This window comes from Pseudomonas gingeri (assembly GCF_013386165.1).
Classification (GTDB): Bacteria; Pseudomonadota; Gammaproteobacteria; order Pseudomonadales; family Pseudomonadaceae; genus Aquipseudomonas; species Aquipseudomonas gingeri_C.
In genome coordinates, this window is sequence record NZ_JACAOS010000016.1 from 647968 (window position 1) to 673415 (window position 25448).

Sequence of the window (25448 nt, forward strand, 5' to 3'; positions counted from 1 at the left end):
ATGGTCGAACATCTACCCTTAGCGCAAAAGAGAGGGACCGTCGGCGATTCAAAGGTCCCTGGATCTGAGCCTGACGCAGACATGAGGTGCTCCATGGATGAATCCACAGTTGATGTCGTGATCAAACCCCGTGTCCTGCTGGTCGACGATGAAGAGTCGATCCTCAACAGCCTGCGCCGTTTGCTGCGTAGCCAGGGTTATGAGCTGTTCCTCGCCGACAGTGGCGCACGGGCCCTGGAAATCATGGCCACGCAACCCATCGACCTGGTGATCAGCGATGCGCGTATGCCGAACATGGACGGTGCCAGCCTGCTGACGCGGATTCATGAACTGTATCCGGCCTGCCTGCGGATCCTGCTGACCGGCTACGCCGACCTCGACATGATCGCCAAGGCGATCAACGAAGGGCGGATCTACCGTTACCTCAGCAAACCCTGGAATGATGAAGAGCTGCTGCTGACCATCACCCAGGGCCTCGCTTTCCAGCATTCGGACCGTGAGCGCCAACGCCTGCAAGCCTTGGTTCACGAGCAGAACCGGCAGTTGCAGTCGCTCAACTCGACCCTGGAAAAGCGCGTGATCGCGCGTACCAGTGAAGTCCAGCAGACCGCCGACATGCTTGACCTGGCCTATGAAGAACTCAAGCGCAGCTATGCCGTCACGGCCGAGGTGTTCTCGCGGATGGTCGAGTGGCGCCTGCCCAAGGACAAGCAGACCAACCGGGCGATCATTGATTTGGTCAAGATCTACTGCAAGGTCCATGTCATGAATGAAGCGGCCAGTCGCGATCTGGCCATGGCCGCCGCCCTGCACAACATCGGCAAGATGAGCTGGACCGACAGCATGATGGGCGCGCCGGCCGATCTGTTGCACCACACCGATCGCGACCGTTATCGCGGTTATCCGAAGCAGAGCGAGTCGCTGTTGATGACCCTGGAGCCGATGCAGGATGCGGCCCGGCTGATTCTGCATCATCAGGAGCGCTGGGACGGCACGGGCTTTCCCGATCACCTCAAGGGCGAGGGGATTCCCCTCGGCTCACGGGTGCTGAAACTGGCGGTGGACTTTATCGAGTTGCAACGTGGGTTGATTCTCGAGCGGCAGATGAACAGCGATGAAGCGCTGATCTTTATTCGCAAGTATGCCGGTAAGCTTTACGATCCGGGCCTGGTCGAGGACTTCATCAAGGTCTGCGCCGAGTACCTGAGCGATGTGACCCTGGGCGATCCGACGGTCAAGGTCCTGAGTACCCGGGAGCTGGCGGCCGGGATGATCCTGGCGCGCAACCTCAACGCCGACAACGGCATGCTACTGCTCAACGCCGGCAAGGTGCTCAGCGCGCCGCTGGTGGACAAGCTGATTGCCTTCGAGTCGATGGAAGGCGCCAAATACAGTGTGTTCGTCAAGGTGCCTGAGGAAGTCCAGGCGTTGCTGGAGCAGGGCGAATAACCCCCATGACCTGCAAAACTATCCGTATCGCCGCTGCCCTGTTGATCGGCCCCGACGGTCGTACCTTGTTGGTACGCAAACGCGGGACCCAGGCTTTCATGCAACCGGGTGGCAAGATCGAAGCCCACGAGCAACCGGTCCATGCCCTGGCCCGTGAGCTTGAAGAGGAACTGGGGTTGGTCATCGACACGGCCGCCGCCGACTACCTCGGCCAGTTCTCGGCCGTGGCAGTCAATGAGCCGGGTTATCAGGTTGTAGCCGAACTGTTCCGGGTGCACACAGCCGAACCGCTGGTGCCCGCCGCCGAGATCGAAGAGGTGGTCTGGATCGATCCCGCCGGCAATGGAGGCCTGGTGCTCGCGCCATTGACACGGGACCTGATCCTGCCGTTCCATCGCGCTTCGCTGGCCGCCATGGCTGATGGCATCCGAGGTGACGCCTGAGGGGCTTCAGCGCACCACGCTGACCCCATCGAGGGTGGAGAACGAAGTGTCCTTGGCCGTCAGCAGGAAGTCGCGCATGTAGGGCGCATCCAGCATGTCGGTGCGGACCGCTGCATACAAGGTGGCGAACAGGCCTTTCTCGCCCAGCCGCTTGGCCTTGACGTAACCCCGCGAGCTGTACTCGTGCAGCGCCCAGTGCGGCATGCCGCAGACGCCACGACCGCTGGCCACCAGTTGCATCATCATCACCGTCAGTTCGGAGGTGCGTACCTGCGCTGGTTCGACGTCCGCCGGTTCCAGGAAGCGGGTGAAAATATCCAGACGATCGCGTTCCACCGGGTAGGTGATCAGGGTTTCCTTGAGCAGGTCCTCGGGCACGATATAGGGCTTGTTGGCCAGTGCATGCTGATTGGCGACTGCCAGCATGGCTTCATAGGTGAACAGCGGCACATAGGTGATGCCGCCCAGCTCGAGCGGGTCGGAGGTGACGACCAGGTCCAGGTCGCCACGGGCCAGTGCCGGCAGCGGGGCGAAGGAAAACCCCGAGGCCAGGTCCAGTTCCACTTCCGGCCAGGCATCGCGGAACTGGTCGATGGTCGGCATCAGCCACTGAAAGCAACTGTGGCATTCGATCGCCATGTGCAGGCGGCCGGCGGTGCCACCGGCCAGGCGCGAGATATCCCGTTCCGCCGCGCGCAGCAGCGGCAAGGTGGCGTCCGCCAGTTGCAGCAGACGCAGCCCGGCGCTGGTGAAGCGTACTGGTTTGGTCTTGCGCACGAACAACGGCATGCCCATGCGCTCTTCCAGTTCCTTGAACTGGTGGGACAGGGCCGACTGGGTCAGGTGCAGGCGTTCGGCGGCTTCTACCAGGCTGTCGGCCTCGCGCAGTGCGTGAAGGGTTTTCAAATGACGAATTTCCAGCACCTGGGGCTCCATGAGTAGATTTTGTGAGTGGCGGGCAGGGCATGAGTTTGTCTCATGTTGCCGTGGCTGTCGACAGGAGCGCCATCGCCGGTAGGGCAGCCCCCATCTGCCACTCGGCAATCTTCATCAAACTGTCACTGAACTGTGGCAGCGCGGTTGAACAAATAACATCAAACTCGCGCCTCAATGGGGTTCTGCGTTTCGGTGTTTTCATGCGTGTAGTAATTTTCCTGGCCGCACTCTTGTTCGGCCTGCCGTCTTTTGCGGCGTCAAGATGTGATGTCAATGTTCCGACCCAGCGGGTCGATCTGGAAAACGTCAGCCTGGCTTACCAGAGCATCGGACGTGCCTCGGATCCGGCGCTGCTGCTGGTCATGGGCCTGGGTGGGCAACTGATCCACTGGCCGGATGAGGTGGTGGTCGCGCTCTGTCAGCAGGGGTTCCGGGTGATTCGCTATGACAATCGCGATGTCGGCCTGTCCACCTGGCGCCAGGCGCCGGCCAGCGCCAACCTGACCTTCGAGGTGCTGCGCTACAAGCTCGGCCTGCCGGTGGCGGCGCCTTATACCCTGACCGATATGGCCGGCGATGCCTTGGGGCTTATGGATGCGTTGCAGGTCCGCCAGTTCCATGTGCTCGGTGCGAGTATGGGCGGGATGATCGCCCAGCACGTGGCGGCGATGGCGCCGGAGCGGGTCGAGAGCCTGACCCTGGTGATGAGCAGTTCCGGTGCCGAGGGCTTGCCGGCCCCGAGTGCGGCTCTGGTGCAGTTGCTGTCGCGCCGCAGTGCGCCGAATCGTGAGGTGGCGATCGAGCAGCAGGCCGATCTGTTGGCGGCCCTGGGGAGCCCCGAGGTGCGCGACGACCGCAACAAGCTGTTGCAACAGGCGGCAGCGTCCTATGACCGTGCTTTCAATCCGGAAGGGGTGAAGCGTCAGATCATGGCGATTCTCGCCGAGCCGAGCCGCGTGCCGTTGCTCAATCAGCTGCGGGTGCCGACCCTGGTGGTCCATGGCACGGCCGATCCGTTGTTGCCGGTGATGCATGGCGTGCACCTGGCCGCGCATATCCAGGGTAGCCAGTTGGTGCTGATCCCGGGACTGGCCCATCGGTTCCAGGAGGCCTTCAAGGCGCCGTTGCTGGCGGCGGTGTTGCCGTACCTGCGCTTGCACCAGGGGGATGTCAGTCGCTGGGCGCAGCTCTGACGCTCAGCGGATGATCTTGTCGACGTGGATCGCCAGCTTCTTCAGGCGATACCAGAAGCTGCGTTCGGAAATCCCGATCAACTGGGCCGCTGCCGCCTGCACGCCATTGCTTTCCTGCAGGGCCGCGAGGATATAGGCCTTCTCCACGTCCGCCAGGGCCGCGTCGAGGTCTTTGGGCAAGCCGGGGGCGATACCGGGCACGGGGGCGAGGCTGCTCTGGGGCGGGGTTGATTCGAACAGGTAAGCCGGAAGGTCGGTCTCTTCAATAGAATGCCCGGCCGCGACGATGGTCGCCCGTTCCACACAGTTCTGCAGTTCGCGGATATTCCCCGGCCACGGGTAGTTGAGCATCGCCTGCAATGCCTCCGGGCTGAAACCGTCGATGCGCTTGCCGGCCGTGGCGCCCAGGGTATGGGCGAAGTGCCGGGCCAGCGGGGCGATGTCCTCGACCCGGTCACGCAAGGCGGGCAGGGGAATCGGGAAGACGTTCAGACGGTAATACAGGTCTTCGCGAAACTCCTTGTCGGCCACCGCTTGCAGCAGGTTCTTGTTGGTCGCGGCAATCACCCGCACGTCGACCTTGCGCTCGCGCGGATCGCCCACCGGCTCGATGATCCGCTCCTGCAGCGCACGCAGGATCTTGGCCTGCAACGCCAGCGGCATGTCGCCGATCTCATCGAGAAACAGCGTGCCCTTGTCGGCCTGCATAAAGCGCCCGACCCGATCCGAGACGGCCCCGGTAAAGGCGCCCTTGCGATGGCCGAACATCTCGCTTTCCAGCAAGCCTTCGGGAATCGCCGCGCAGTTGACCGCGACAAACGGCATGTCGGCGCGGTTGCCGTGTTTGTGGATGGCCCGGGCGACCATTTCCTTGCCGGTACCGCTTTCGCCGGTCAGCAGGATCGTGGCGTTGCTCTCGCGCACCGAGTCCACGGCTTGCAGGACCCGGCGGAAGGTCGGGCTGTCGCCCACCAGGCTGTCGATCTGCTGGTGCTCGTCGAGTTCGGCGCGCAGGCGCGCGTTGTCTCGCAGGATGTCGCGAAATTGCAGGGCCTTGCTGACGGTGATGTCCAGTTCGTCGATGTCGAACGGCTTGGCGATATAGTCGAAGGCGCCGTTGCGCATCGATTGCACGGCATTCTTCACAGTGCTGTAGGCGGTCATCACGATGACCGGCAACTGCGGAAAGCGCAGCTTGACCTCCGAGAGCAACTGCGGCCCGTCCATGCCGGGCATGCGCCAGTCGCTGATGACCAGGTCGATTTCTTCCTGCTCCAGGACCACCAGCGCTTCCAGGCCGTTGCCGGCGGTGAAGACGCGGATATCGTTCTGGCTCAGCGCCGAGCTCAGCAGGTCGCAGAGTTTGGGCTCGTCGTCGACCACCAGGACGTTATGCGTCATCTTCTTCTTCCTCATCCTCGTGGTCCAGGTCACCACCATGGGCCGGAATGTACAGGTTGAAGGTCGCGCCGGCATCTTTTTCGCTGATGCACTCGATACGCCCGTCATGGTTTTCCATGATCGAATAGACCTTCGCCAGACCCAGGCCGGTGCCCGAGGCCTTGGTGGTCACGAACGGTGTGAAAATACGCTCGATCATGTCCGGCTCGATACCCTGGCCCGTGTCGGAAACACTGATGATGGTGAATCGCGGGTCCTTGGCAATGCCAATGGTCAGCCGCCCGCCCTTGGGCATGGCGTCGATGGCATTGAGAATCAGGTTCAAACAGGCCTGCTTCAGTTGTCGGGAATCGGCATACAGGGTGGCGCCCGGCGCCTGATCGTCGATCTGCGCGTCGATATTGTGGATCGCCAATTCCGGTGCGCAGAAACCGAGGATTTCCTCGGCCAGTTCCCGTGCCGGATAGAGCGCGCGAATCGGTGCGCTGGGTTTGGCGAAATCGAGGAATTCGGTGATCAGGTCGTTGATCCGCGAGACCTCGCTGATCACGTATTCCAGGTGACGCTTGTCGGTGTCCGGCAGGTTGGCACGACGGTGCAGCAACTGCGTGGCGGTCTTGATGATGCCCAGCGGGTTGCGGATTTCGTGGGCCAGGCCCATGGCGACTTCGCCCAGGGCGTGCAGGCGGTCGCGACGGCGTAGCTGGGCTTCGAGGTGATGCAGTTCGCCCAGGCGTTCGGTCATGTGGTTGAAGGTGTTGCTCAGTTCCGACAGCTCATCGCTGCCGGTCACCGGGATACGTTTGTTGTAGTCGCCCGAGATCACCGCGCTGACGCCCTCGGCCAGGCCGCGCAAAGGCAGGGTCAGGCGCCGCGAGACCAGCCAGCCGACACTCAGGGACAGCACCGAACCGAGCATGAAAATCAGGATGAACAGGTTGCTCTGGTTGACCAGGCCCACCAGGCTGGTATGGCGCAGCAGGCCGCTGAAAATCACCCCTTGCAGGTCGCCGGTGTCATTGAAGATCGGCCAGTACAGGCCACTGTAGCGGTTGGTGAACACCTCACTGGGCTGGCGGGTTTCACGCAGGTTGTCGGTGATGCTGTCAGGCACGTTGCTCGGGTGATCTTCGAAGCGCTGGGTGGAGAAGATTTCGGAAAAACCCTGGGGGTTGGCCAGGTACAGGCGCAGGTCCAGGGAGTGCACGTCGGCGACGCTGTTGAGGAAACTGCTGTCCAGGTAGGTGGCGATGACCATCTGGTAGTCGACGCCATCCTGGGTGGTGTCGAAGGTCGAGACCACCACGCCGGTGGTCACGCCCGCGACCTGGATGGTCTGCAACACGGCATTGGGTGCGGTGCTGATCTGCGAGACGATGTCATCCGGCTGGGTGGTGAACACCACCTTGTGATCCTGGGTGCGGACCAGTGCTACCAGGTCGATGCCCATGGCGTCGGCGATGTCGGCGGTCAGCTTGTCATGCTTGGCCGCCCGGTGTGAGCTGGGTGGACGGGTATAGAGCAGGAACAATTGCGCGACGCGGGCGTTGGAGCGCTTGATCTCGCTGATTTCATCCTTGACCACCTTGGTCGACTCTTGCAGCCAGATGCGCACGTTGCTGTCGAAAATCTGCGACAGGGTGGTGGCCGCCAGTTCCGCGGCAATCATGGTTGGCACCACGCTGACCAGCCAGAACGCCAGCAGCAGTTTACGCTGCACGCTCCAGCGCGAGATCGAGAAGGGGCGTCGTTTACGGCGGCGTTCTGGCGTGTTGGTCATCAGGTTTCGCTTATCGCAGCAGACATGGCTGGGTCGAATCGATCCGGGCGAACCAACAGTTTGACCCCTCTGAGGACATTGTTGATCAGCCAGTTGCGATGATGGAAAAACATATTGTTGCCCTGGAAGCTGCAGCCCAGGCGAATCTTGCTGGCGTAACCGGCCTGCCCGGATTCGTAGACCGGTATTCCATGGCCAATGCAGTACTCGACATTGGCCAGCCAATTGCGGAAATAGAGATTGGGCTCGCGGCTTTGGTTCACTTCATGACCGAAAAACTTGTCGATCAGGCGCTCGCCGTCGAACAGCACCAGGTTGAACGCCACCAGGCGCTCGCCGGCCCAGTACAGGACACAGGCCGCGCGCTCGTCCATGTGTTCGAGTACGTTGGTGAAGTAACCGGCCGGCAGCCGTTCGAATTGCAGTTCGCTGCGTGCCAGCGTGGCCTGGTAGAGGTCCATGATCCGTGGCAGGACGTCGTCGATGTTGCGCCGCCATTCGATCCGCGGCCCCGGCGCCCGCAGTTTGCGGCGCAGGTCCTTGCGGGTGGTCTTGTCCAGGGTGCCCAGGTAGGCGTCGATGGAACCGAACGGAATCTGCAACAGCGCATTGGGCAGGCTCGGCATTGCCTGGTAGCCGGCGGCCTTGCAGCTGCGGCTCCAGTCGTTATCGTCGCTGGGGGCGTCCTTGACGGCGATCAGGCGGATACCCAATTGCCGGGCGTCATCGCGGGCCAGGGCGAGCAGTTGCTCGAGCAAGGCCTGGCGCCGTTCCGCCGGCACATGGCTGGCCGTCCCGGCGGTACAGCGCTCCGCCACCGGCGAGCCGATGGCGTAGAGCGGAAATTCGAGCAATCCCGGCAGGAATCGATTGATCCAGCCGGTGATGCGTTTAACCAAACCCTGCACCGTGGTGTCGAGTTTGTAGGAAGTCAGGAAGGCGGGGGCGACCGCCAGCAAACGATCGTCTTCGAACAGCGCCAGGTAGCGCCATTCAAAGTCTTCGATGCCAGCTTTTTCCACCGCCAGGTAATACTCCCAATTCTCCAGGACGCCGACAAAGCAATCGTTCCAGGCGTTACGGTCGATAGCCTCGATGGTCGAGAAGGCTTGGGCGCTGATCACGGATCTTTCCTTAGGCCTGTTGCCGCAGTGCTTCAGGCTCGCTCGAGATGCCGCTCAAACGCGCGACGTAGTCGGCGCTCAGCTCGATCACTTCCTTGTATTGCAGATCGACGGTGATCATGTGATAGCAGTTGTCGAGCATGACCTTGGTCACTTCGCCACCCAGGTGACGCTCGACGTAGTCGGCGTTCCACGGGCTGGTGATGTCGTCCTCGATGGAGTGGATCACCAGGGCCGGGGTCTTGATCGACGGCATGCGGCGCATGACCACGGCATTCATCCGGTGCAGTTCGCGCACGGTGATGCCTTCCATGGTCAACAGCCCCGCATCGCTGCTTTGGCCTGCTTTCATCTGGCGCTCGACGATGGCCCGCAGGCGTTCGTTCTTGATGCCATAAGGCGGCTTTTCTTCGAAACGGCAGATGTGTACGCCGAACGGAATCTTCATCAGCAACGGCGTCAGGAACGCCAGCTTGTGAATGCTCCAGCCGTCGTAGCGCAGGGTCGTCGAATACATCAACAGCCCGGCGATCTGGCCCGGGTGCTCGGAGGCCATGTACATGGACATCACCGCACCCATGGACAGGCCGCCGACGAAAACCTGTTCGTGGCGTTCTTTCACTGCCACGAACGTCTTGCGTACGCCTTCATACCAGTCCAGCCAGCCGGTGGCTTGCAGGTCTTCGTTACCGCCGCAGTGCCCGGCCAGGGTCGGCACGTAAACCGTGCAGTTGCCCTTCTTGGCCAGGCCCTGGGCCACCCGACGGAGTTCCGTCGGGGTGCCGGTCAGGCCGTGGATCAGCAAGATCCCGACCGGACCCGAGCCGAGTACGAAGCCAGCATCGCCTTCGCCCAGATCGATAGGTGTCATGTTCACCGCTTCATGGCCCGGTTCAGCAGTTGCTCGAGCAGCTTCAGACCCAGGTCGATTTCCGGGTAGCTGATTTCCAGCGACGGTGCCAGGGTGATCACGTTCTTGTAGTAGCCGCCCACGTCGAGGATCAGGCCGAGTTTCTGACCGTCAACCACCATGTCGCCCTTCATGCCTTCCTCGACCATGTAGTCCAGGGTGGCCTTGTCCGGGGTGAAACCGTCGGTGGTGCAGATTTCGCAGCGCAGGGCCAGGCCCAGGCCATCGACGTCGCCGATGATCGGGAAACGTTTCTGCAGCTCTTGCAGGCCTTCGAGGAAGTACTTGCCCTTGGCCATGACCATTGCGCCGTAGTCGACTTCGCTGGTCATCTTGAACATTTCCAGACCTACCGCGGTACCCAGTGGGTTCGAGGCGAAGGTGGAGTGGGTGGAGCCTGGTGGGAAGATCTTCGGGTTGATCAGCTCTTCACGGGCCCAGATGCCGCCCAGCGGGTTCAGGCCGTTGGTCAGCGCCTTGCCGAAGACGATCACGTCCGGTTTGACGTCGAAGTGTTCGATCGACCACAGCTTGCCGGTACGCCAGAAGCCCATCTGGATTTCGTCGACGACCATCAGGATGCCGTGCTGGTCGAGGACCTGCTTCAGCTCGCTGTAGAAGTTCATCGGCGGGATCACGTAGCCGCCGGTGCCCTGGATCGGCTCGACGTAGAACGCGGCGTATTCGCTGGTACCGACTTTAGGGTCCCAGACACCGTTGTATTCGGTTTCGAACAGACGGGCGAACTGCTGCACGCAGTGGCTGCCGTATTCTTCCTTGGTCATGCCTTTCGGGCCGCGGAAGTGGTACGGGAACGGGATGAACTGCGCGCGCTCGCCGAAGTGGCCGTAGCGGCGACGGTAGCGGTAGCTCGAAGTGATCGAGGACGCGCCCAGGGTACGGCCGTGGTAGCCGCCTTCGAAGGCGAACATCAGGCTTTTGCCGTTGGTGGCGTTACGCACGACTTTCAGCGAGTCTTCGATGGACTGCGAACCGCCGACGTTGAAGTGCACGCGACCGTCGAGGCCGAATTTGTTCTTGGCGTCGACTGCGATCATTTCCGACAGTTCGATCTTGCCTTTGTGCAGGTACTGGCTGGCGATCTGCGGCAGGGTGTCGATCTGTTTTTTCAGAGCATTGTTCAGACGTGGGTTGGCGTAACCGAAGTTGACGGCCGAGTACCACATTTGCAGGTCGAGGTAGGCCTGGTCTTCGGTGTCCCAGACGTAGGAACCTTCGCAACGGCTGAAAATGCGCGGCGGTTCGATGTAGTGGACTGTATCGCCGTAGGAGCAATATTTGGCTTCTTTTTCCAGAAGCACCTGGTCTTCGGCTGTAGCGATACGAATATCAGACATGGTGGAAGAGTTCCTGTTGTTCAAGATCGATAGAGTAGTTGCCGGCGTTCGCCGCGACGTCGTTCGGCAGCAGGGCCAGCATGGCTGGCAGCTCGGCGAAGGAGTCGAAGCGCGCGTAAGGAATATTGTTGCGTTCGCAATGCTCGGCCAGGCGGCCCTTGGCGAAAACGAAGTCGGCGGTGCCGGCTACGCACATGTCCGATTGACCGTCGCCGATCACCAGGATGCGCTTGCCCTTGGGCGCGGACTTGCATTTGCAGTTGCCGGAGGCGGCGCGGCAGGCGTCGCTGGAGTACGGGAAGTCGATGCGCCAGCTATTGTGGTCGACCTGGCGCAGGCGGTTGGCGAGGATCGGCAGCAAGGTCACGTAGTTGCGCGAGAGGATCCGCGCGATGCCTTGTTCGATGCCGTCGCTGACCACTTCGATGGAAGCGCCCAGGCCCATGACATGATCGACGAAGTCCGGGAAGTCCGGGTCGATATCGATGGTGTCGAAGTACGCCAGCAAATCGGCTGGCGACGCCTTGACCAGCGCCAGTTGGCGGCTGAGGCATTCACGCGAACCGATATGACCGTCCAGCCACTCTTGCTCGATGCTTTCCCAGCTCGGGTCGGCGAAACGCTCAAGGATGTTGTCGATCGCGTCGGTGCGGGAGATGGTCCCATCGAAATCACACACGATATGCCAGTGCATCATCTGCTTGTACCTGTTGAATAAGAGCGCACACTGCGCATGCCCTACGCAGAGCACGGAGTGTGCCAAGTGCTCAAATCCGGTATTCTCGTAAGATATATCCCCTATATGTATCCGATTACGTACATGGAGCTACAAAATTTGTAGCTTCCTACAAACAACATCAGTGCTTGCCTACAAAAAAGCGGGTTTGTGATCGCGCAAGGCATGTATCGACAAGGACACTTTTCATGAAACGCCTGACTTCCTCATTGCTGCTGGCCGGCCTTTTTTCCGTGGGTGGCTGGAGCCACGCCGCCCTGGCTGATGAAGGTCTCACCGGGCAGGTGGGGGCAGGGCTGGGCTATCAGCCTTACGATCCATCGGGTAGCCGCTATGAAGTAGCGCCGTTGCCGTATGTGGACCTGGACTGGGGTGATGTCAGCCTCAGCGGTGATGATGGCCTGACCTGGGACGCGTTCAAGTCCCATGGTTTCAGCATCGGACCTTTCGCCAACTACGTGCCTGGTCGGGTGTCCAACGGCTCCTTGCGCGGCCTGCGTGATGTGCCGGACATGGGCGTGGTGGGTGGCTTCGTGGAATATGCGCCGGCCGACTTCTGGCGCCTGTTCGCCGAGCTGGGCAGTGCCGTCGGCGGTGGCGGCGGGCAGGGCGGCCTGCTCGGACGTTTGGGCGGCGAGCTGGGTTATCCGTTGGGCATGGGGATTATCGGCCGGAGCAATTTCACCGCGCACTATGCCGATGAGCGCCAGGCGCAGACCTTCTTCGGTGTGAGTGCCCAGGAGGCACAGGACTCGGGGATCCGTCAGTACCACGCCGGCGGTGGTTTCCAGAACCTGACCCTGACCCAGAGTTTTGCGATTCCCCTGGGCGGCAACTGGTCGCTGATGACCAGCGCCAGCTGGATTCACCTGGTGGGTTCGGCGGCGGACAGCAGCATCGTCAAGCAGAAGGGTGACAGCGACCAGGGCCAGATCCAGACGGCGATCAGCTACAAGTTTTGAGGCGGGGCTTTATCCAGCGGGGCGTCAGTGATGGCGATGTTGCCTTGACCGACGCCATCGCCAGCAAGCCGGCTCCTACACGTTTGTGTTTCACCACAGAAGTTGCGTCGAGCCCAGGCTTCTGTAGGCGCCAGCAAGCCGGCTCCTGCAAGTTTGTGTTTCATCACAGAAGTTGCGTCGAGCCCAGGCTTCTGTAGGAGCCGGCTTGCCGGCGATGGCGGTGTTACATTCACCGCCATCGCCGGCTAGTTCTTCTCACCCTCGGCCAGCAACGCAATGCCGCCGATGATCACCGCCACCCCGATCCAGTGCAGCAGGCTGATCTGTTCGTTCAGGCCCAGCCAGGACGCCAGCAGCACCGCGACAAACACCAGCGAACTCAGCGGAAAGGCCAGCGACAGCGTGCTGCGTCGCAGAATCAGCATCCAGACGAAAAACGCCCCGATATAGCAGGCGACCGCTACCCAGACCCCGGGGTTGAGCAGTACCGCGTGCAGCCATTGCAAACTGAAATCGGTCTGCCCGAGTTGATCACCACCGATTTTGGTCGCGATCTGGCCGCCGCTTTCGCACGCGATCAGCAAGGCCCAGAGCACGATGGTGCCGAAGCGCCCGTGAAGCCAATCGATGTGTTTTGAACCGCTCATCAACAATTTCCTTCGAACATGAATGGAGCCCTCAAGCGCCGGAGAGGGCGACCAGCATCACGCCAGCGGTGATCACCAGTGTGCCGAGCCAGCGACGGCGGCTGACGGTTTCACCCAGTATCACTTTGCCGGCCAGCACCACGCCGCAATACGCCAGGGCCCCGATGGGAAACACCAGGCTCAAAGGGGCCCGGGACAGGGCTTCGATCCAGACAAAGAACTCGATGACATAGGAACCGATCCCGCACCAGAGCAGGGGAGCATTGAAGACCTGGCCCCAGAAGGCCCTCAGTCTGAAGCCACCCTCCAGCTCCGGCAGACGGTCCAGGCCCATCTTGAAGCAGAGCTGGCCGATCACGTCCAGGACAACGGAAAAAAGTACCAGCAAAATAACGCCAAGGGACACGGAAACAGCTCCTAGAACAGCATGGTCAACGCTTGATGGGACGCGAGTCGTGCAGTCGCTCGGTTTCGTTCCAGCGCCCACGAAAGGGCACAGCGTAAGGGCTTTGCCGGAAAATGCAAAGGACGGGCCAGCACAAAGCAAACCGGATGCCCGGGCAATGGCGACGATTCAGCCGTGAAAGCGCAACCAGAGGCTGACCAGTACGCTGGCCGCCAGCAACCAGGCGAGTACCGCCAGCGCCAGCGATGCCTCCAGGCGCAGGCGGTCTACCAGCACATAGAGGGTTGCCAGGTAGATGAAGTAGGGAATGATCGACCACATGCCGAACAGGATCGTGGTCTTCAGGTCATCCAGCGAACGGCCCTTGCCGACGATGTAGTGCGCGATCAGGGCAAAGGTCGGGAACAGCGGCACCAGCCCGGCAATGTAGTAATTGCGGGTTTTCGACAGGGCGGCCAGCAACACCACCACCAACGCGCCGAGTGCGGCCTTTAACAGTAAGTCCATCTCGAATACTCGTGGTCAGTGGCTCAGGCCGTATTTCTTGACCTTGTCGAACAAGGTGGTCTTGGCCATGTTCAGCTCCTGGCTGGCTTGGGTCAGGTTGCCGCCGGTGCGTTGCAGGGCATCGTGGAGCAGGTTGCGTTCGAAGGCTTCCACCGCTTCGGCAAAGCCCAGCGCGCCGCCGCTCTGCACGCCGGTTTTCTTGAAGGCCGGCAGGTTCAGGGCGAAACGTTCGGCGACGTTGCGCAGTTCGCGGACGTTGCCTGGCCAGTCGTGGCTCATGAGGCTGGACACGGTCTGGTTGTCCAGCTCCGGCGCGACCCGGTCGAAACGCAGGGAAGACTGCTGGAGGAAATATTCGAACAATTGCAGGATGTCTTCACGCCGCTCGCGCAGGGGTGGCAGTTCCAGGGTCACCACGTTCAAGCGGTAATACAGGTCGCTGCGAAACTCGCCGGCACGGCCCAGTTCGTCGAGGTCGGACTTGGTCGCGGCGATCACCCGGCAATCGACGGCCACGCTCTGGTTCGACCCGAGGCGCTCGAGGGTGCGCTCCTGCAAGACCCGCAGCAATTTGATCTGCATGGGGATTGGCATGCTTTCCACTTCGTCGAGGAACAGCGTGCCGCCATGGGCGTGTTCGATCTTGCCGATACGGCGTTTGCCGGCGCCGGTAAAGGCGTTGGCCTCATGACCGAAGATCTCGCTCTCGAACAGGTTCTCTGGCAGCCCGCCGCAGTTGAGGGCGACGAACTGTTGCGACTTGCGTCGGCTGAAGTCGTGCAGGCAGCGGGCAACCAGTTCCTTGCCGGTGCCGGTCTCACCTTCGATCAGCACGTTGGCCGAGGTGTCGGCGACATTGGCGATCAGTTCCCGCAGGTTCTGCATGGCCGGCGAACGTCCGATGATCCGGCCTTCCAGGGAGTCGCGTTCGGCCAGTTGCCGACGCAACGACCAGACTTCCCGGGCCAGTCCGCGTTGTTCCAGGGCGCGGCGGGCGACGTCCACCAGGCGCTCCGGGGAAAAGGGTTTTTCCATGAAGTCATAGGCGCCGTCGCGCATGGCGCCGACGGCCATGGAAATATCGCCGTGGCCGGTGATCAGCACCACCGGCAGGCTGCGGTCGCGGGCCTTGAGCCGGGTCAGCAGTTCCAGGCCGTCGATGCCCGGCAGGCGGATGTCGCTGATGACGATGCCGGGGAAGTTGTCGCCGATCCGCGCCAGGGCTTCCTCGGCACTGCCGACACCTTCGCAGGGGATGTCTTCGAGGGACAGCGCCTGCTGGCAACCGAGCAGGACATGGGGGTCGTCTTCGACAATCAGGACAGTGAGGTCGTTGTTCATATCGACTCGGCCTTGGCGGGGATGACCCGCGGTAAAGTGAGGACGAAGGCGGTACCGCCCGTGAGGGGGTGTTCGACCCCGAGGTGGCCGCTGGCCGCCGCCGCGAGGCTGGCGGAGAGGGTCAGGCCGAGGCCCAGGCCCTGTTCTCCCGGCTTGGTGGTGAAGAAAGGTTCGAACAGGTGTTTGCGCGCCTCGGGTTCGATGCCGTGACCGTTATCGCGCACCAGCAGGCGGTATTTGCCTTCGACGAAGTCGCCTTCCAGCCACAACTCCGGCAGCGGTTGGGCCTGCATGGCGTCGAGGGCGTTGCTGATCAGGTTGACCAGGATCTGCTCCAGGCGGGTCTGGTCGATGGCCAGTTGCACGTCGTCGAAGTCGCGATGGACTTCCAGGTGCTGGGTTTCGACCCGACTGCCGAGGAGTTGCAGGGCGGCGTCGATGGCCTTGCTCAGGCTCGACTTGCCCTTGTCGTCACCGCGCCGGGCAAAAGCACGCAGGCTGGCGGTGATCCGGCCCATGCGATCGATCAGGTCGTTGATGGTCCGCAGGTTGGTGCTGGCGGTGTCCAGTTCGCCGCGCTCGAGGAACCGCACGGTGTTGCCGGACAAGGTGCGCAGCGCCGCCAGCGGCTGGTTGAGTTCATGGGCAATGCTGGTGGACATCTGGCCGATGGCCGCCAGTTTACCGGCCTGGACCAGTTCGTCCTGGGCGCGGCGCAGGGTTTCCTCGGCCTGGCGCCGTTCGCGGATCTGGTCCTTGAGCCGGTCATTGCTGGCGCGCAGGTCGGCGGTGCGCTCGGCAATCCGTCGCTCCAACTGGCTGTTGGCTTCCTGCAGGGCTTCGCGGGCGGCCAGGCGGGTGGCGATGACCTTGCGTCGTTCGTTCCAGGCGATCAGCAGGAATGCCACCAGGGCGAAGGCCACGGCCACCAGCATGCCCTGGTTGGCGGCTTCGCGGCGCAGGTCCTGCAAGGGTGTGAGCAAGGTGAGGTGCCAGGGGGTGTCGCTCAGGCGTCGGGTCTGAGCCAGGTAGCTGACGCTGTCGCCGTCCTTGGCCAGTTCGGTGTTGGCCGGGAAGGTCAGGGTTTCCACGCCCTCGGCCAGGCGTTCGCGGGCCAGGGGTTGCAGTTCGTTCAGCGGCCACCAGTAATATTGCAGGCTGCGGGCCAGGCGTTCCTTGATCTCCGGGGTCAGCGGGCGCACGGACTTGAGGCGCCGGGACGGATCGCTGGAGAGGATGATGATGCCGTTCTCGTCGGTGACGAAGGCTTCCAGGCGGGCCCGTTGCCAGCGTTCCTCAAGGGCTTCGAGGCGGACCTTGATCACCGCCACGCCGATGATCTTGCCTTGTTCTTCCAGTCCATGGGCCAAGTAATAGCCGGCTTCGCCGCTGGTGCTGCCGATTCCGTAGAAACGGCCCGGCAGGCCGCGCACGGCGTCCTGGAAGTAGGCGCGGAAGGACAGGTCTTCGCCCAGGTAGCTGTCGGCGTCGCGCCAGTTGCTGGTGGCCAGTACCCGACCGGTGGTGTCCAGCACATAGATGGCCCGACTGCGGCTGCGCCGGTTCAGGCCTTCGAGGTAATCGTTGACCGCCTGGCGGTGTTCGGCGTCCGGCTCCTTGAGCAGGGCCGAGACACTGGACTCCAGTTCCAGCAGGCTGGGCAGGTAGGTGTATTTGCCGATCTCGCTTTCAACCGTGCGGGCGTGCAGCTCCAACTGGCGTTCGCCGTTTTCGCTGAGGGTGCGGATGCCATAGTGTTCGCTGATGCGATAGCCGGCATAACCCAGGCCGATCATCAGCAGGATGATCAGGGGCGGCAGGAACAGTTGGCGGATCAGGCGGGGTTTCACGGCGAGTGATGGCGGCGTCGCGCGATAGAGGTTGGGGTCGCATTTCATCACGTTTGCCTTGGGTCAACCAGAACTACAGGGCAGATGGTGTTCCCCTCTGCAGGAGCGAGCTTGCTCGCGAAAAATGGAACATCCGACGCCAATGTGTCGTCTGGACGATCCCATCGCGAGCAATCGAGCGTCGACCGGCTGCTCCTACAGGGGGGTATCCGTCCTTAGTGCTGCAGGATTTTCTCGAGGAAATGCTGCGCGCGTTCCGAACGGGCACTGATGTCACCGAAGAACTCATCCTTGTTGCAGTCCTCGATGATCTTGCCCTGGTCCATGAAGATCACGCGGCTGGCAACCTTGCGGGCAAAACCCATTTCGTGGGTCACGCACATCATGGTCATGCCTTCGTTGGCCAGTTGCACCATCACGTCGAGCACTTCGTTGACCATTTCCGGGTCGAGGGCCGAGGTCGGTTCGTCGAACAGCATCACCACCGGGTCCATTGCCAGGGCCCGGGCAATCGCTACACGCTGTTGCTGGCCGCCGGAGAGTTGTCCCGGATGCTTGTGAGCATGGGCCGACAGACCGACGCGATCGAGCAGTTGCAGGCCTTTTTTGGTCGCCTCTTCCTTGCTGCGGCCGAGCACCTTGATCTGCGCGATGGTCAGGTTTTCGGTAATGGTCAGGTGCGGGAACAGTTCGAAATGCTGGAACACCATGCCGACCCGCGAGCGCAGCTGCGGCAGGTTGGTCTTCGGATCAGCGATGGAAGTGCCATCGACCACGATGTCGCCTTTCTGGAAGGGTTCCAGGGCGTTCACGCATTTGATCAGGGTGGACTTGCCCGAGCCCGAAGGGCCGCAGACCACGACCACTTCACCCTTGCTGACCTCGGTGCTGCAATCGGTCAGCACCTGGAAGTCGCCATACCACTTGTTGATATTCTTGATAGAGATCATACGGCAAACCTTTTTTGCAGACGCTTGACCAGCAGCGAGGCGGCAAAGCTGATTGTGAAGTAGACGAGACCGGCGACGATCAGGAATTCGTTGGAGCGGCCGATGATGTCGCCGCTGGAACGCGAGGCGTTGAGGAAGTCCACCAGGCCTACGGTGTAGACCAGCGAAGTGTCCTGGAACAGGATGATGCTTTGCTGCAACAGCAAAGGGGTCATCTTGCGAAACGCCTGGGGCAGGATGATCAGGCGCATGGTCTGGCCATAGCTCATGCCCAGGGCCTGGGCGGCGCCCATCTGGCCCTTGGCGATCGACTGCACGCCGGCGCGGACGATTTCGCAGAAATACGCCGCTTCGAACATCATGAAGGCCACGATGCAGGAGGCGAATGCCCCGATCGGCGTGTCTTCACCGGTGATCCAGCGCAGGACGAACGGCACCGCCAGGTAGAACCAGGTGATCACCAGCAGCAGCGGGATCGAGCGGAAGTAGTTGACGTAGGCACCGGCGAGGTTGGCCAGCAGCTTGTTCGAAGACAAGCGCATCAAGGCCAGGAGCGTACCGATGACCAGGCCGCCGACGACGCCCAGCACCATCAGTTGCAGGGTCATCAGCATGCCGTTCCACAGGCCAGGAATGGCCGGGACGATGCCACTGAAATCGAAGTCCATTATTTACCCCCCACGGAGATCAGGCCGGGCACCGCGACTTTCTTCTCGACCAGGCGCATCAGCAACATCAGGCTCATGTTCAGGGTGAAGTAGATCAGCGTCGCCAGGGTGAAGGCTTCGAACAGGTTGGCGGAGAACTCGGCGGTCTGCTTGGTCTGCGCGAGCAGCTCCATCAGGCCGATCAGCGAGGCCACGGAGGAGTTCTTGAAGACGTTGAGGAATTCCGAGGTGAGCGGCGGAATGATGATCCGGTAGGCTTGTGGCAGCAGCACGTTCCAGTAGATCTGTGGCAGCTTGAAACCCATGGCGCGGGCTGCCGACTCCTGGCCGCGAGGCAGCGCCTGGATGCCGGTACGCACCTGTTCGCAGACACGGGCGGCGGTGAACAGGCCCAGGCAGACCACGACGCTCAGGTAGGCCGAGGTGGTCGGGTTGAGGTCCTGTTTGTACCAGTCCTGCAGGTTTTGCGGCAGCAGGTCGGGTATCAGGAAGTACCAGATGAACAGCTGCACCAGCAGCGGCACGTTACGGAAAACTTCCACGTAGACCGTGGCAATGCCCGATACCACGCGGTTCGGTACGGTGCGCATCACGCCCAGTAGCGAACCGAGGGTCAGTGCAACGATCCAGGCCACGACGGCGATGGCGATGGTCCAGCCCAGCCCGGAGATGAACCAGTCGAGATAGGTCTCGCTGCCCACGCCGGTGGACTTGAAGAACACGCCCCAGTCCCAGTTGTAATTCATTCGGGTCTCCCCTCGGATCAATCAGTGGTCACGCACGTGCTTCCCGGGACTCCGCCCCGCCCGACCTCATCGGCCAGGCACACGCGCACCGCTCGCGGTCCGAGTGTCTTTCCCATCTCAATAGAAGAAGCCAGTACAGCAGGTATCAACAAACTCCCGGGGCCGCGTTCGCGCCACCGGGAGCCCGCTCAGGGGTGAATCAGACTTTTTTGTCCGGTGCAGGCTTGTCGTTTGGATTGGCCAGCAGCGCCTTGAGCTCTTCGCTCATCGGGAAGTTCAGGTTCAGGCCTTTTGGTGGGATCGGCTGGGTGAACCACTTGGCGTAGATCTTGTTGATCTCGCCGGACTTGTAGGTGGCGACGATGGCGTCATCCACGGCTTTCTTGAACGCCGGGTCGTCCTTGCGGACCATGCAACCATAGATTTCGTAGGATTGCGGGGTACCGGTCACGGCCCAGTCATCGGGCTTCTTGGCCTTGGCCATTTCACCGGCGAGCAGTGCGTCGTCCATCATGAACGCTACGGCGCGGCCGCTTTCCAGCATGTTGAAGGCTTCGCCATGGTCTTTGGCGGAGATGACGTTCATGCCCATCTGCTTGTCGGCGTTCATCGCCTTGATGATGCGCTCGGACGTGGTGCCGGCGGTGGTCACGACGTTCTTGCCCTTGAGGTCGGCGAAGTCCTTGTAGACGGAATCCTTCTTCGACAGCAGACGGGTGCCGATTTCGAAGATGCCGACCGAGAAGTCCACTTGCTGGCCGCGCTCGGCGTTGTTGGTGGTGGAGCCGCATTCGACGTCGACGGTGCCGTTCTGCACCAGCGGGATCCGGGTCTGCGAGGTCACCAGGTTGTACTTGACCTTGAGGTCCGGCAGGCCGAGGTCTTTCTTGATGCCTTCGACGATGGCCAACTGGATGTCGTGGGCGTAGCCCACTGGCTTGCCGGATGCATCCGCGATGTAGGAGAACGGAATGGAGCTGTCGCGATGCCCGAGGGTGATGGTGCCGGACTCTTTGATCTTCTTCAGGGTGCCGGTCAATTCGTCGGCGAAAACTGGAGCACTGATCAGAGCAACAGCGATAGCTGCGCCCAGAAGCTGGGGAACGATGCGCATCAGATGATTTCCTCGAGATTGTTTTTCTTGTGGAGTCGATTAGTCGACTCTCAGGAGCTTCGAACCGCGTAGATGACCCAGTAGACAGCCTGGGCACTCGGTCCAAAGTGTAGAGCACGACTCATGCCAGGCTCGTCGACGTTGATTTAGTTGTTGATTTTAAAAGGGATTTCGATTGTTTCGAGGGATTTCGAGACGTCTGGCGTCCGGTTCACCGAATGGTGGCCAGTTGCTTGTTCGGAAAACCGAATGGGAAGGGGCTGTAGGAGGGAGGCTGGTTTGTGAGGTTGCGGAATCTGTAGGAGCAGCCGGTCGACGCTCGATTGCTCGCGATGAACGCAAGGGCGCCGCAGGTGTTTCAGAGGCTGCGCGTTATCATTGACGATCATCGCGAGCAAGCTCGCTCCTACAGGGGGCGTGAGCCTGTTCCCCGGGAGCCGGCATGCCGGCCCCGGGATGGGCAGCGCCTGGTATCAGGCCGCTTCGATCTTGCCGCGGTGTTGCTCGACCTTGTCGAGGTAGTGCTGCAACTGCTGCTGCTCGGCCGCCGTGGTGAACAGGCCCAGCTTGCTGCGCCGCCACAGGATGTCGACCGACGCGCAAGCCCACTCTTCGCTGCACAGGTAATCCACTTCGCGGGTGTAGAGGCCGCCGCCGAGGTGTTCGCCCAGGTCGCTCAGGTTCTGCACGCCCTCCAGCAAGCGCCAGGTGCGGCTGCCGTAGGTGCTTGCCCAGCGCCGGGCGATCTCGCTCGGAACCCAGTCGTAGCGGGTACGGATCTCGTGGCTCAGGGCCTGCCGGGTGGTCATGTCTTCGCCACCGGGCAAGGTCGAGTTCGCGGTCCAGCTCGGCTTCATGTGCTTGAAGAACGGTGCCAACTGGGCCAGCGCCGACTCGGCGAGCTTGCGGTAGGTGGTCAGCTTGCCGCCGAACACCGATAGCAATGGGGCTTCTTCGCTGCTGGCAGACAGTGCCAGGGTGTAATCGCGGGTCACTGCCGAAGGGTTGTCGGATTCGTCGTTGCACAGCGGCCGGACGCCGGAATAGCTGTGCAGGATATCGCTGCGGGCGAGTTGTTTCTTGAAGTGGGCATTTACCACTTTGAGCAGGTAGTCGGTTTCGGCTTCGGTGATGCTGACCTTGGCCGGGTCGCCCTGGTATTCGCGATCGGTGGTGCCGATCAGGGTGAAGCGGTCCAGGTACGGAATGGTGAAGACGATGCGCTGGTCCTCGTTCTGCAGGATGTGCGCGTGTTCACCTTCGTACAGCCGGGGCACGATCAGATGGCTGCCCTGGATCAGGCGGATGCCGTAGGGCGATTCCAGCTTCAGGTCGTCCTTGATGAACTTGGCGACCCAAGGGCCGGCCGCGTTGACCAGGGCCTTGGCCTGGATCGAGAAGCGCGTGCCGTTGCCGCGCTCCATGTCCAGGTGCCACAGGCCGTCACCACGGCGGGCGCTGACGCAACGGGTGCGGGTGTGCACATGGGCGCCGTTTTCCCGCGCCGCCATGGCATTGAGTACCACCAGGCGAGCATCGTCGACCCAGCAGTCGGAGTATTCGAAACCTTTGGTGATTTCGGCCTTGAGCGCGCTGTCGGCACCGAATTTCAGGCTTTTTGAACCGGCGAGCTTCTCGCGCTTGCCCAGGTGGTCGTAAAGGAACAGGCCGGCACGAATCATCCAGGCCGGACGCAGGTGCGGGCGGTGCGGCAGGACGAAACGCATTGGCTTGACGATATGCGGGGCCTTGGCGAGCAGGACTTCACGTTCGGCCAGGGCTTCGCGCACCAGGCGGAATTCGTAGTGTTCCAGGTAGCGCAGGCCACCGTGGATCAGCTTGCTGCTGGCCGAAGAGGTGTGGCTGGCCAGGTCGTCCTTTTCGCAAAGGAACACCGAGAGACCGCGACCGGCTGCGTCCGCGGCAATCCCGACACCATTGATACCACCGCCAATCACAGCGATGTCATACAGCTCGGCAAGGGGTGGGGCAGGCAAGGTGCTGGGGTTCATCGGTGAGCCTCGCAGGGTCTTTTCTATATTTGAATTCGAACATTAATGTTCATTTTCGAAAATAGTAGCGGATAAATGTGCCCACGACCAGCGAGCCCTGATTGAAAAAATTGATCAAGGTCGGCTGAAAGGAAAATTATCGAACATTGTAGGGCGATCAGGGTGCACGCAGAGGGGGTGTGGCGAGGGAGCTTGCTCCCGCTGGGGCGCGAAGCGGCCCCAAAACCGGCAATCGCGTTCCGTCGGTTGAATCCGGCCGGCTGATTTTATGGCTGCTGCGCAGCCAGGCGGGGGCAAGCCCCCTCGCCACCCGGGAGGTGGCGGCTGAACGTCAGACCACTTCCAGGCGGATCTTGTGCTGGTGCAGCAGTTGGGCCAGGGAGGGCACGGGCGCCTGGTCGGTCACCAGGCAGTCGATCAGGGTGATCGGCCCGAGGCGGACCATGGCGTTGCGTCCGTACTTGCTGGAGTCGGCGGCGAGAATGACCTGACGGGCATTGGCGATGATGGCCTGGGAAACCCGGACTTCCTGGTAGTCGAAATCCAGCAGGCTGCCGTCTTCGTCGATACCGCTGATGCCCACCAGGGCGAAGTCGACCTTGAACTGGTTGATGAAGTCGACGCTGGCCTGGCCCACCACACCGCCGTCGCGGCGCACGTTGCCGCCGGCCAACTGGACTTCGAAGTCGTCCTTGGCGCTGAGGATCGAGGCGACGTGCAGGTTGTTGGTGATGATCTTCAGGTGGTTGTGATTGAGCAGTGCCCGGGCGATGGATTCGGTGGTGGTGCCGATATTGATGAAGAGCGAGGCATGGTCGGGAATATGGGCGGCAATCGCCTCGGCGATGCGTTGCTTTTCATCGCGCATTTGGTCGGCGCGCATGGCGTAGGCGGTGTTTTCGACGCTGGAGTCGTAGGCCGCGCCACCGTGGTAGCGGCGTAGCAGATTGGAGTCCGCCAGTTGGTTGATATCGCGGCGGATGGTTTGCGGGGTGACGACAAAAAGCTGGGCCATTTCCTCGATGCTGACATAACCGCGTTCGCGGACCAGTTCGAGGATTTGCTGCTGGCGGGGAGGCAGATTCATTGGGCGTCCTTTGGGCTGCCGTACAAATTCCTCCATCATGCCGCAGGAAGGACCTGTCTGCCACTTGCAGGGGGTATTGCGTCGTAAAGCGGGTGGGTGCCAGTCGGTTAGATGGGGTATGGAAATTGATGCAAAACCTGTAGGAGCCGGCTTGCCGGCGATGGCGTCGGAAGGACGCTGCAAGGCCTGAGGGCCTTATCGCCGGCAAGCCGGCTCCTACAGGTATGCGTTGGGCTTAGTTGCTCTCTTCGTGCGGTTCCCAATCGCGGGTGCGGCTAACGGCTTTCTGCCAGCCGGCGTAGAGTTTTTCCTTCTCGGCTTCAGGACGCTGCGGCTCGAACTCGCGCTCGATCACCGCCTTGCCCCGCAGCTCTTCCAGGCTGCCCCAGAAACCGCACGCCAGGCCCGCCAGGTAGGCCGCGCCGAGGGCGGTGGTTTCGCGCATTTGCGGGCGCTCGACCTGGGTCCCGAGAATGTCGGCCTGAAACTGCATCAGGAAGTTGTTGGCCACCGCGCCGCCGTCCACGCGCAGGGCCTTGAGGCGTTCGCCCGAGTCCTGTTGCATGGCGTCCAGCACATCGCGGGTCTGGTAGGCGATCGACTCCAGAGCGGCACGAATGATGTGATCCACCTTCACCCCGCGTGTCAGGCCGAACAGTGCGCCACGGGCATAGGGGTCCCAGTACGGGGCGCCCAGACCGGTGAAGGCCGGGACCAGGTACACGCCGTTGCTGTCCTTGACCTTGCTGGCGAAGTATTCGGTATCGAAGGCGTCGTTGATCAGCTTCAGTTCGTCACGCAGCCACTGGATGGTCGAGCCACCGTTGAAGACCGCGCCTTCCAGGGCATAGGCCACTTCGCCACGCGGACCGCAGGCGATGGTGGTGAGCATGCCGTGCTTGGAGCGGACAGCCTTGGTACCGGTGTTCATCAGCAGGAAGCAGCCGGTGCCGTAGGTGTTTTTCGCCTGGCCTGGCTCCACGCACATCTGGCCGAACAGGGCCGCCTGCTGGTCGCCGGCGATACCGCCGATGGCGATGCCGCTCTTGGTGTGGCCGTAGATTTCCGAGGACGACTTCACTTCCGGGAGCATTTCCCGCGGAATGTCGAGGATCTCCAGCATCTTCGAATCCCACTCCAGGGAGTGGATGTTGAAGAGCATGGTGCGCGAGGCGTTGGTGTAGTCGGTGACGTGGGTCTTGCCGCCGGTGAATTTCCAGATCAGCCAGCTGTCGATGGTGCCGAACAGCAGTTCGCCGTTGCGGGCGCGGTCGCGGCTGCCTTCGACGTTGTCGAGGATCCACTTCAGCTTGGTGCCGGAGAAGTACGGGTCGGTGACCAGGCCGGTGGTTTCGCGGATGTACTCTTCGTGGCCGTCGCGCTTGAGCTGCTGGCAGATCTCGGTGCTGCGGCGGCACTGCCAGACGATGGCGTTGTAGATCGGACGGCCGCTGACCTTGTCCCAGACCACGGTGGTTTCACGCTGGTTGGTGATGCCGATGGCGGCGACCTGGTCGTGGTGCAGGCCGGCTTGTGCCAGGGCTTCGACCATCACCGCGCTCTGGGTGGCGAAGATTTCCATCGGGTCGTGTTCGACCCAGCCGGCTTGAGGGTAGTGTTGCTGGAATTCGCGCTGGGCGGTGCCGACCACATTGGCGTCGCGATCGAAAATGATCGCCCGCGAGCTGGTCGTACCCTGATCGAGGGCAATGATGTAGTTCTTATTCTGAGTGTCGGTCATTTTCGATTGCCTTGCTGGAATAGGGAAAAAGTGCCGGGATGAGTGCCCTCAGGGAGAAGGGCGCTCACTAGGGTTGGCGCATTACAG

23 protein-coding genes are annotated in these 25448 nt (G+C 61.8%); 4 read left to right on the forward strand and 19 right to left on the reverse strand.

Annotation, left to right across the window (positions count from 1 at the left end; translation table 11 throughout):
• Positions 1-93: 93 nt before the first annotated feature.
• Entirely contained in the window at positions 94-1449 is a 1356-nt protein-coding gene (locus HX866_RS19260) for an HD domain-containing phosphohydrolase (protein ID WP_177096586.1), read from the forward strand.
• Positions 1450-1454: 5 nt separating this feature from the next.
• Positions 1455-1892: an NUDIX hydrolase gene (locus HX866_RS19265; RefSeq protein ID WP_177096588.1), complete on the forward strand. Its 438-nt coding sequence runs from the start codon at positions 1455-1457 to the stop codon at positions 1890-1892.
• A 6-nt stretch (positions 1893-1898) separates the two neighbouring features.
• Here HX866_RS19265 and metR read toward each other — a convergent pair whose 3' ends face one another.
• A complete protein-coding gene (gene metR, locus HX866_RS19270; RefSeq protein WP_177103741.1) occupies positions 1899-2816 on the reverse strand; it encodes a transcriptional regulator MetR in 918 nt (305 codons plus the stop codon).
• 212 nt (positions 2817-3028) lie between these two features.
• Between metR and HX866_RS19275 the strand changes: the two genes are divergently transcribed.
• Positions 3029-4021 carry an alpha/beta fold hydrolase gene (locus tag HX866_RS19275; RefSeq protein WP_177096592.1) on the forward strand — a complete coding sequence of 331 codons (993 nt, stop codon included), beginning with the start codon at positions 3029-3031 and terminating at the stop codon, positions 4019-4021.
• Positions 4022-4024: 3 nt separating this feature from the next.
• On the opposite strand, the gene HX866_RS19280 is transcribed toward HX866_RS19275, so the two are convergent.
• From HX866_RS19280 to HX866_RS19305, 6 genes are read right to left on the reverse strand one after another with little or no spacing between them, the layout of a single operon-like run.
• On the reverse strand, positions 4025-5422 hold the full coding sequence (locus HX866_RS19280) for a sigma-54-dependent transcriptional regulator (protein WP_177096594.1): 1398 nt from the start codon (positions 5420-5422) through the stop codon (positions 4025-4027).
• Positions 5412-7202: a sensor histidine kinase gene (locus tag HX866_RS19285; RefSeq protein ID WP_177096596.1), complete on the reverse strand. Its 1791-nt coding sequence runs from the start codon at positions 7200-7202 to the stop codon at positions 5412-5414. The genes HX866_RS19280 and HX866_RS19285 overlap by 11 nt, the downstream gene beginning before the upstream one ends.
• Positions 7202-8326: a GNAT family N-acetyltransferase gene (locus HX866_RS19290; RefSeq protein ID WP_177096599.1), complete on the reverse strand. Its 1125-nt coding sequence runs from the start codon at positions 8324-8326 to the stop codon at positions 7202-7204. The genes HX866_RS19285 and HX866_RS19290 overlap by 1 nt, the downstream gene beginning before the upstream one ends.
• 10 nt (positions 8327-8336) lie before the next feature.
• Complete coding sequence (locus HX866_RS19295; protein ID WP_177096600.1) at positions 8337-9203, reverse strand: alpha/beta hydrolase; 867 nt, start codon at positions 9201-9203, stop codon at positions 8337-8339.
• Positions 9200-10594, reverse strand: a complete 1395-nt coding sequence (locus HX866_RS19300; RefSeq protein WP_152740913.1) for an aspartate aminotransferase family protein — start codon at positions 10592-10594, stop codon at positions 9200-9202. The genes HX866_RS19295 and HX866_RS19300 overlap by 4 nt, the downstream gene beginning before the upstream one ends.
• Complete coding sequence (locus HX866_RS19305; protein WP_177096602.1) at positions 10587-11291, reverse strand: HAD-IB family phosphatase; 705 nt, start codon at positions 11289-11291, stop codon at positions 10587-10589. Before HX866_RS19305 ends, HX866_RS19300 begins: the two co-directional genes overlap by 8 nt.
• Before the next feature lie 227 nt (positions 11292-11518).
• Between HX866_RS19305 and HX866_RS19310 the strand changes: the two genes are divergently transcribed.
• Positions 11519-12292 carry a MipA/OmpV family protein gene (locus HX866_RS19310; RefSeq protein ID WP_177096604.1) on the forward strand — a complete coding sequence of 258 codons (774 nt, stop codon included), beginning with the start codon at positions 11519-11521 and terminating at the stop codon, positions 12290-12292.
• Between the two features lie 245 nt (positions 12293-12537).
• Here the strand turns inward: HX866_RS19310 and HX866_RS19315 are convergent, their stop codons facing one another.
• The 12 genes from HX866_RS19315 to glpK all read right to left on the reverse strand — a co-directional run bounded on the left by HX866_RS19315 (position 12538) and on the right by glpK (position 25361).
• Complete coding sequence (locus tag HX866_RS19315; protein WP_100944504.1) at positions 12538-12939, reverse strand: EamA family transporter; 402 nt, start codon at positions 12937-12939, stop codon at positions 12538-12540.
• Between the two features lie 31 nt (positions 12940-12970).
• Entirely contained in the window at positions 12971-13345 is a 375-nt protein-coding gene (locus HX866_RS19320; protein ID WP_177096606.1) for an EamA family transporter, read from the reverse strand.
• Between the two features lie 168 nt (positions 13346-13513).
• On the reverse strand, positions 13514-13843 hold the full coding sequence (locus tag HX866_RS19325) for a GlpM family protein (RefSeq protein ID WP_177096971.1): 330 nt from the start codon (positions 13841-13843) through the stop codon (positions 13514-13516).
• A 24-nt stretch (positions 13844-13867) separates the two neighbouring features.
• A complete protein-coding gene (locus HX866_RS19330; RefSeq protein WP_371316750.1) occupies positions 13868-15145 on the reverse strand; it encodes a sigma-54-dependent transcriptional regulator in 1278 nt (425 codons plus the stop codon).
• 44 nt (positions 15146-15189) lie between these two features.
• Positions 15190-17091 (reverse strand): sensor histidine kinase, encoded by a 1902-nt coding sequence (locus HX866_RS19335; protein ID WP_177096609.1) that lies wholly within the window; start codon positions 17089-17091, stop codon positions 15190-15192.
• A 167-nt stretch (positions 17092-17258) separates the two neighbouring features.
• Positions 17259-17993 carry an amino acid ABC transporter ATP-binding protein gene (locus tag HX866_RS19340; RefSeq protein ID WP_177096611.1) on the reverse strand — a complete coding sequence of 245 codons (735 nt, stop codon included), beginning with the start codon at positions 17991-17993 and terminating at the stop codon, positions 17259-17261.
• The gene (locus HX866_RS19345) at positions 17990-18661 is read right to left on the reverse strand and encodes an amino acid ABC transporter permease (protein ID WP_121134292.1); all 672 of its coding nucleotides are present in this window, start codon (positions 18659-18661) and stop codon (positions 17990-17992) included. The genes HX866_RS19340 and HX866_RS19345 overlap by 4 nt, the downstream gene beginning before the upstream one ends.
• Positions 18661-19407, reverse strand: coding sequence for an amino acid ABC transporter permease (locus HX866_RS19350; protein ID WP_177096613.1), 747 nt, complete (start codon positions 19405-19407; stop codon positions 18661-18663). Before HX866_RS19350 ends, HX866_RS19345 begins: the two co-directional genes overlap by 1 nt.
• A 199-nt stretch (positions 19408-19606) precedes the next feature.
• Complete coding sequence (locus HX866_RS19355) at positions 19607-20521, reverse strand: glutamate/aspartate ABC transporter substrate-binding protein (protein WP_177096615.1); 915 nt, start codon at positions 20519-20521, stop codon at positions 19607-19609.
• A gap of 473 nt (positions 20522-20994) precedes the next feature.
• A complete protein-coding gene (glpD, locus tag HX866_RS19360) occupies positions 20995-22533 on the reverse strand; it encodes a glycerol-3-phosphate dehydrogenase (RefSeq protein ID WP_177096617.1) in 1539 nt (512 codons plus the stop codon).
• Positions 22534-22864: 331 nt separating this feature from the next.
• On the reverse strand, positions 22865-23620 hold the full coding sequence (locus HX866_RS19365) for a DeoR/GlpR family transcriptional regulator (RefSeq protein WP_177103753.1): 756 nt from the start codon (positions 23618-23620) through the stop codon (positions 22865-22867).
• Positions 23621-23855: 235 nt separating this feature from the next.
• A complete protein-coding gene (gene glpK / locus HX866_RS19370) occupies positions 23856-25361 on the reverse strand; it encodes a glycerol kinase GlpK (protein WP_177096620.1) in 1506 nt (501 codons plus the stop codon).
• Positions 25362-25448 lie beyond the last annotated feature (87 nt).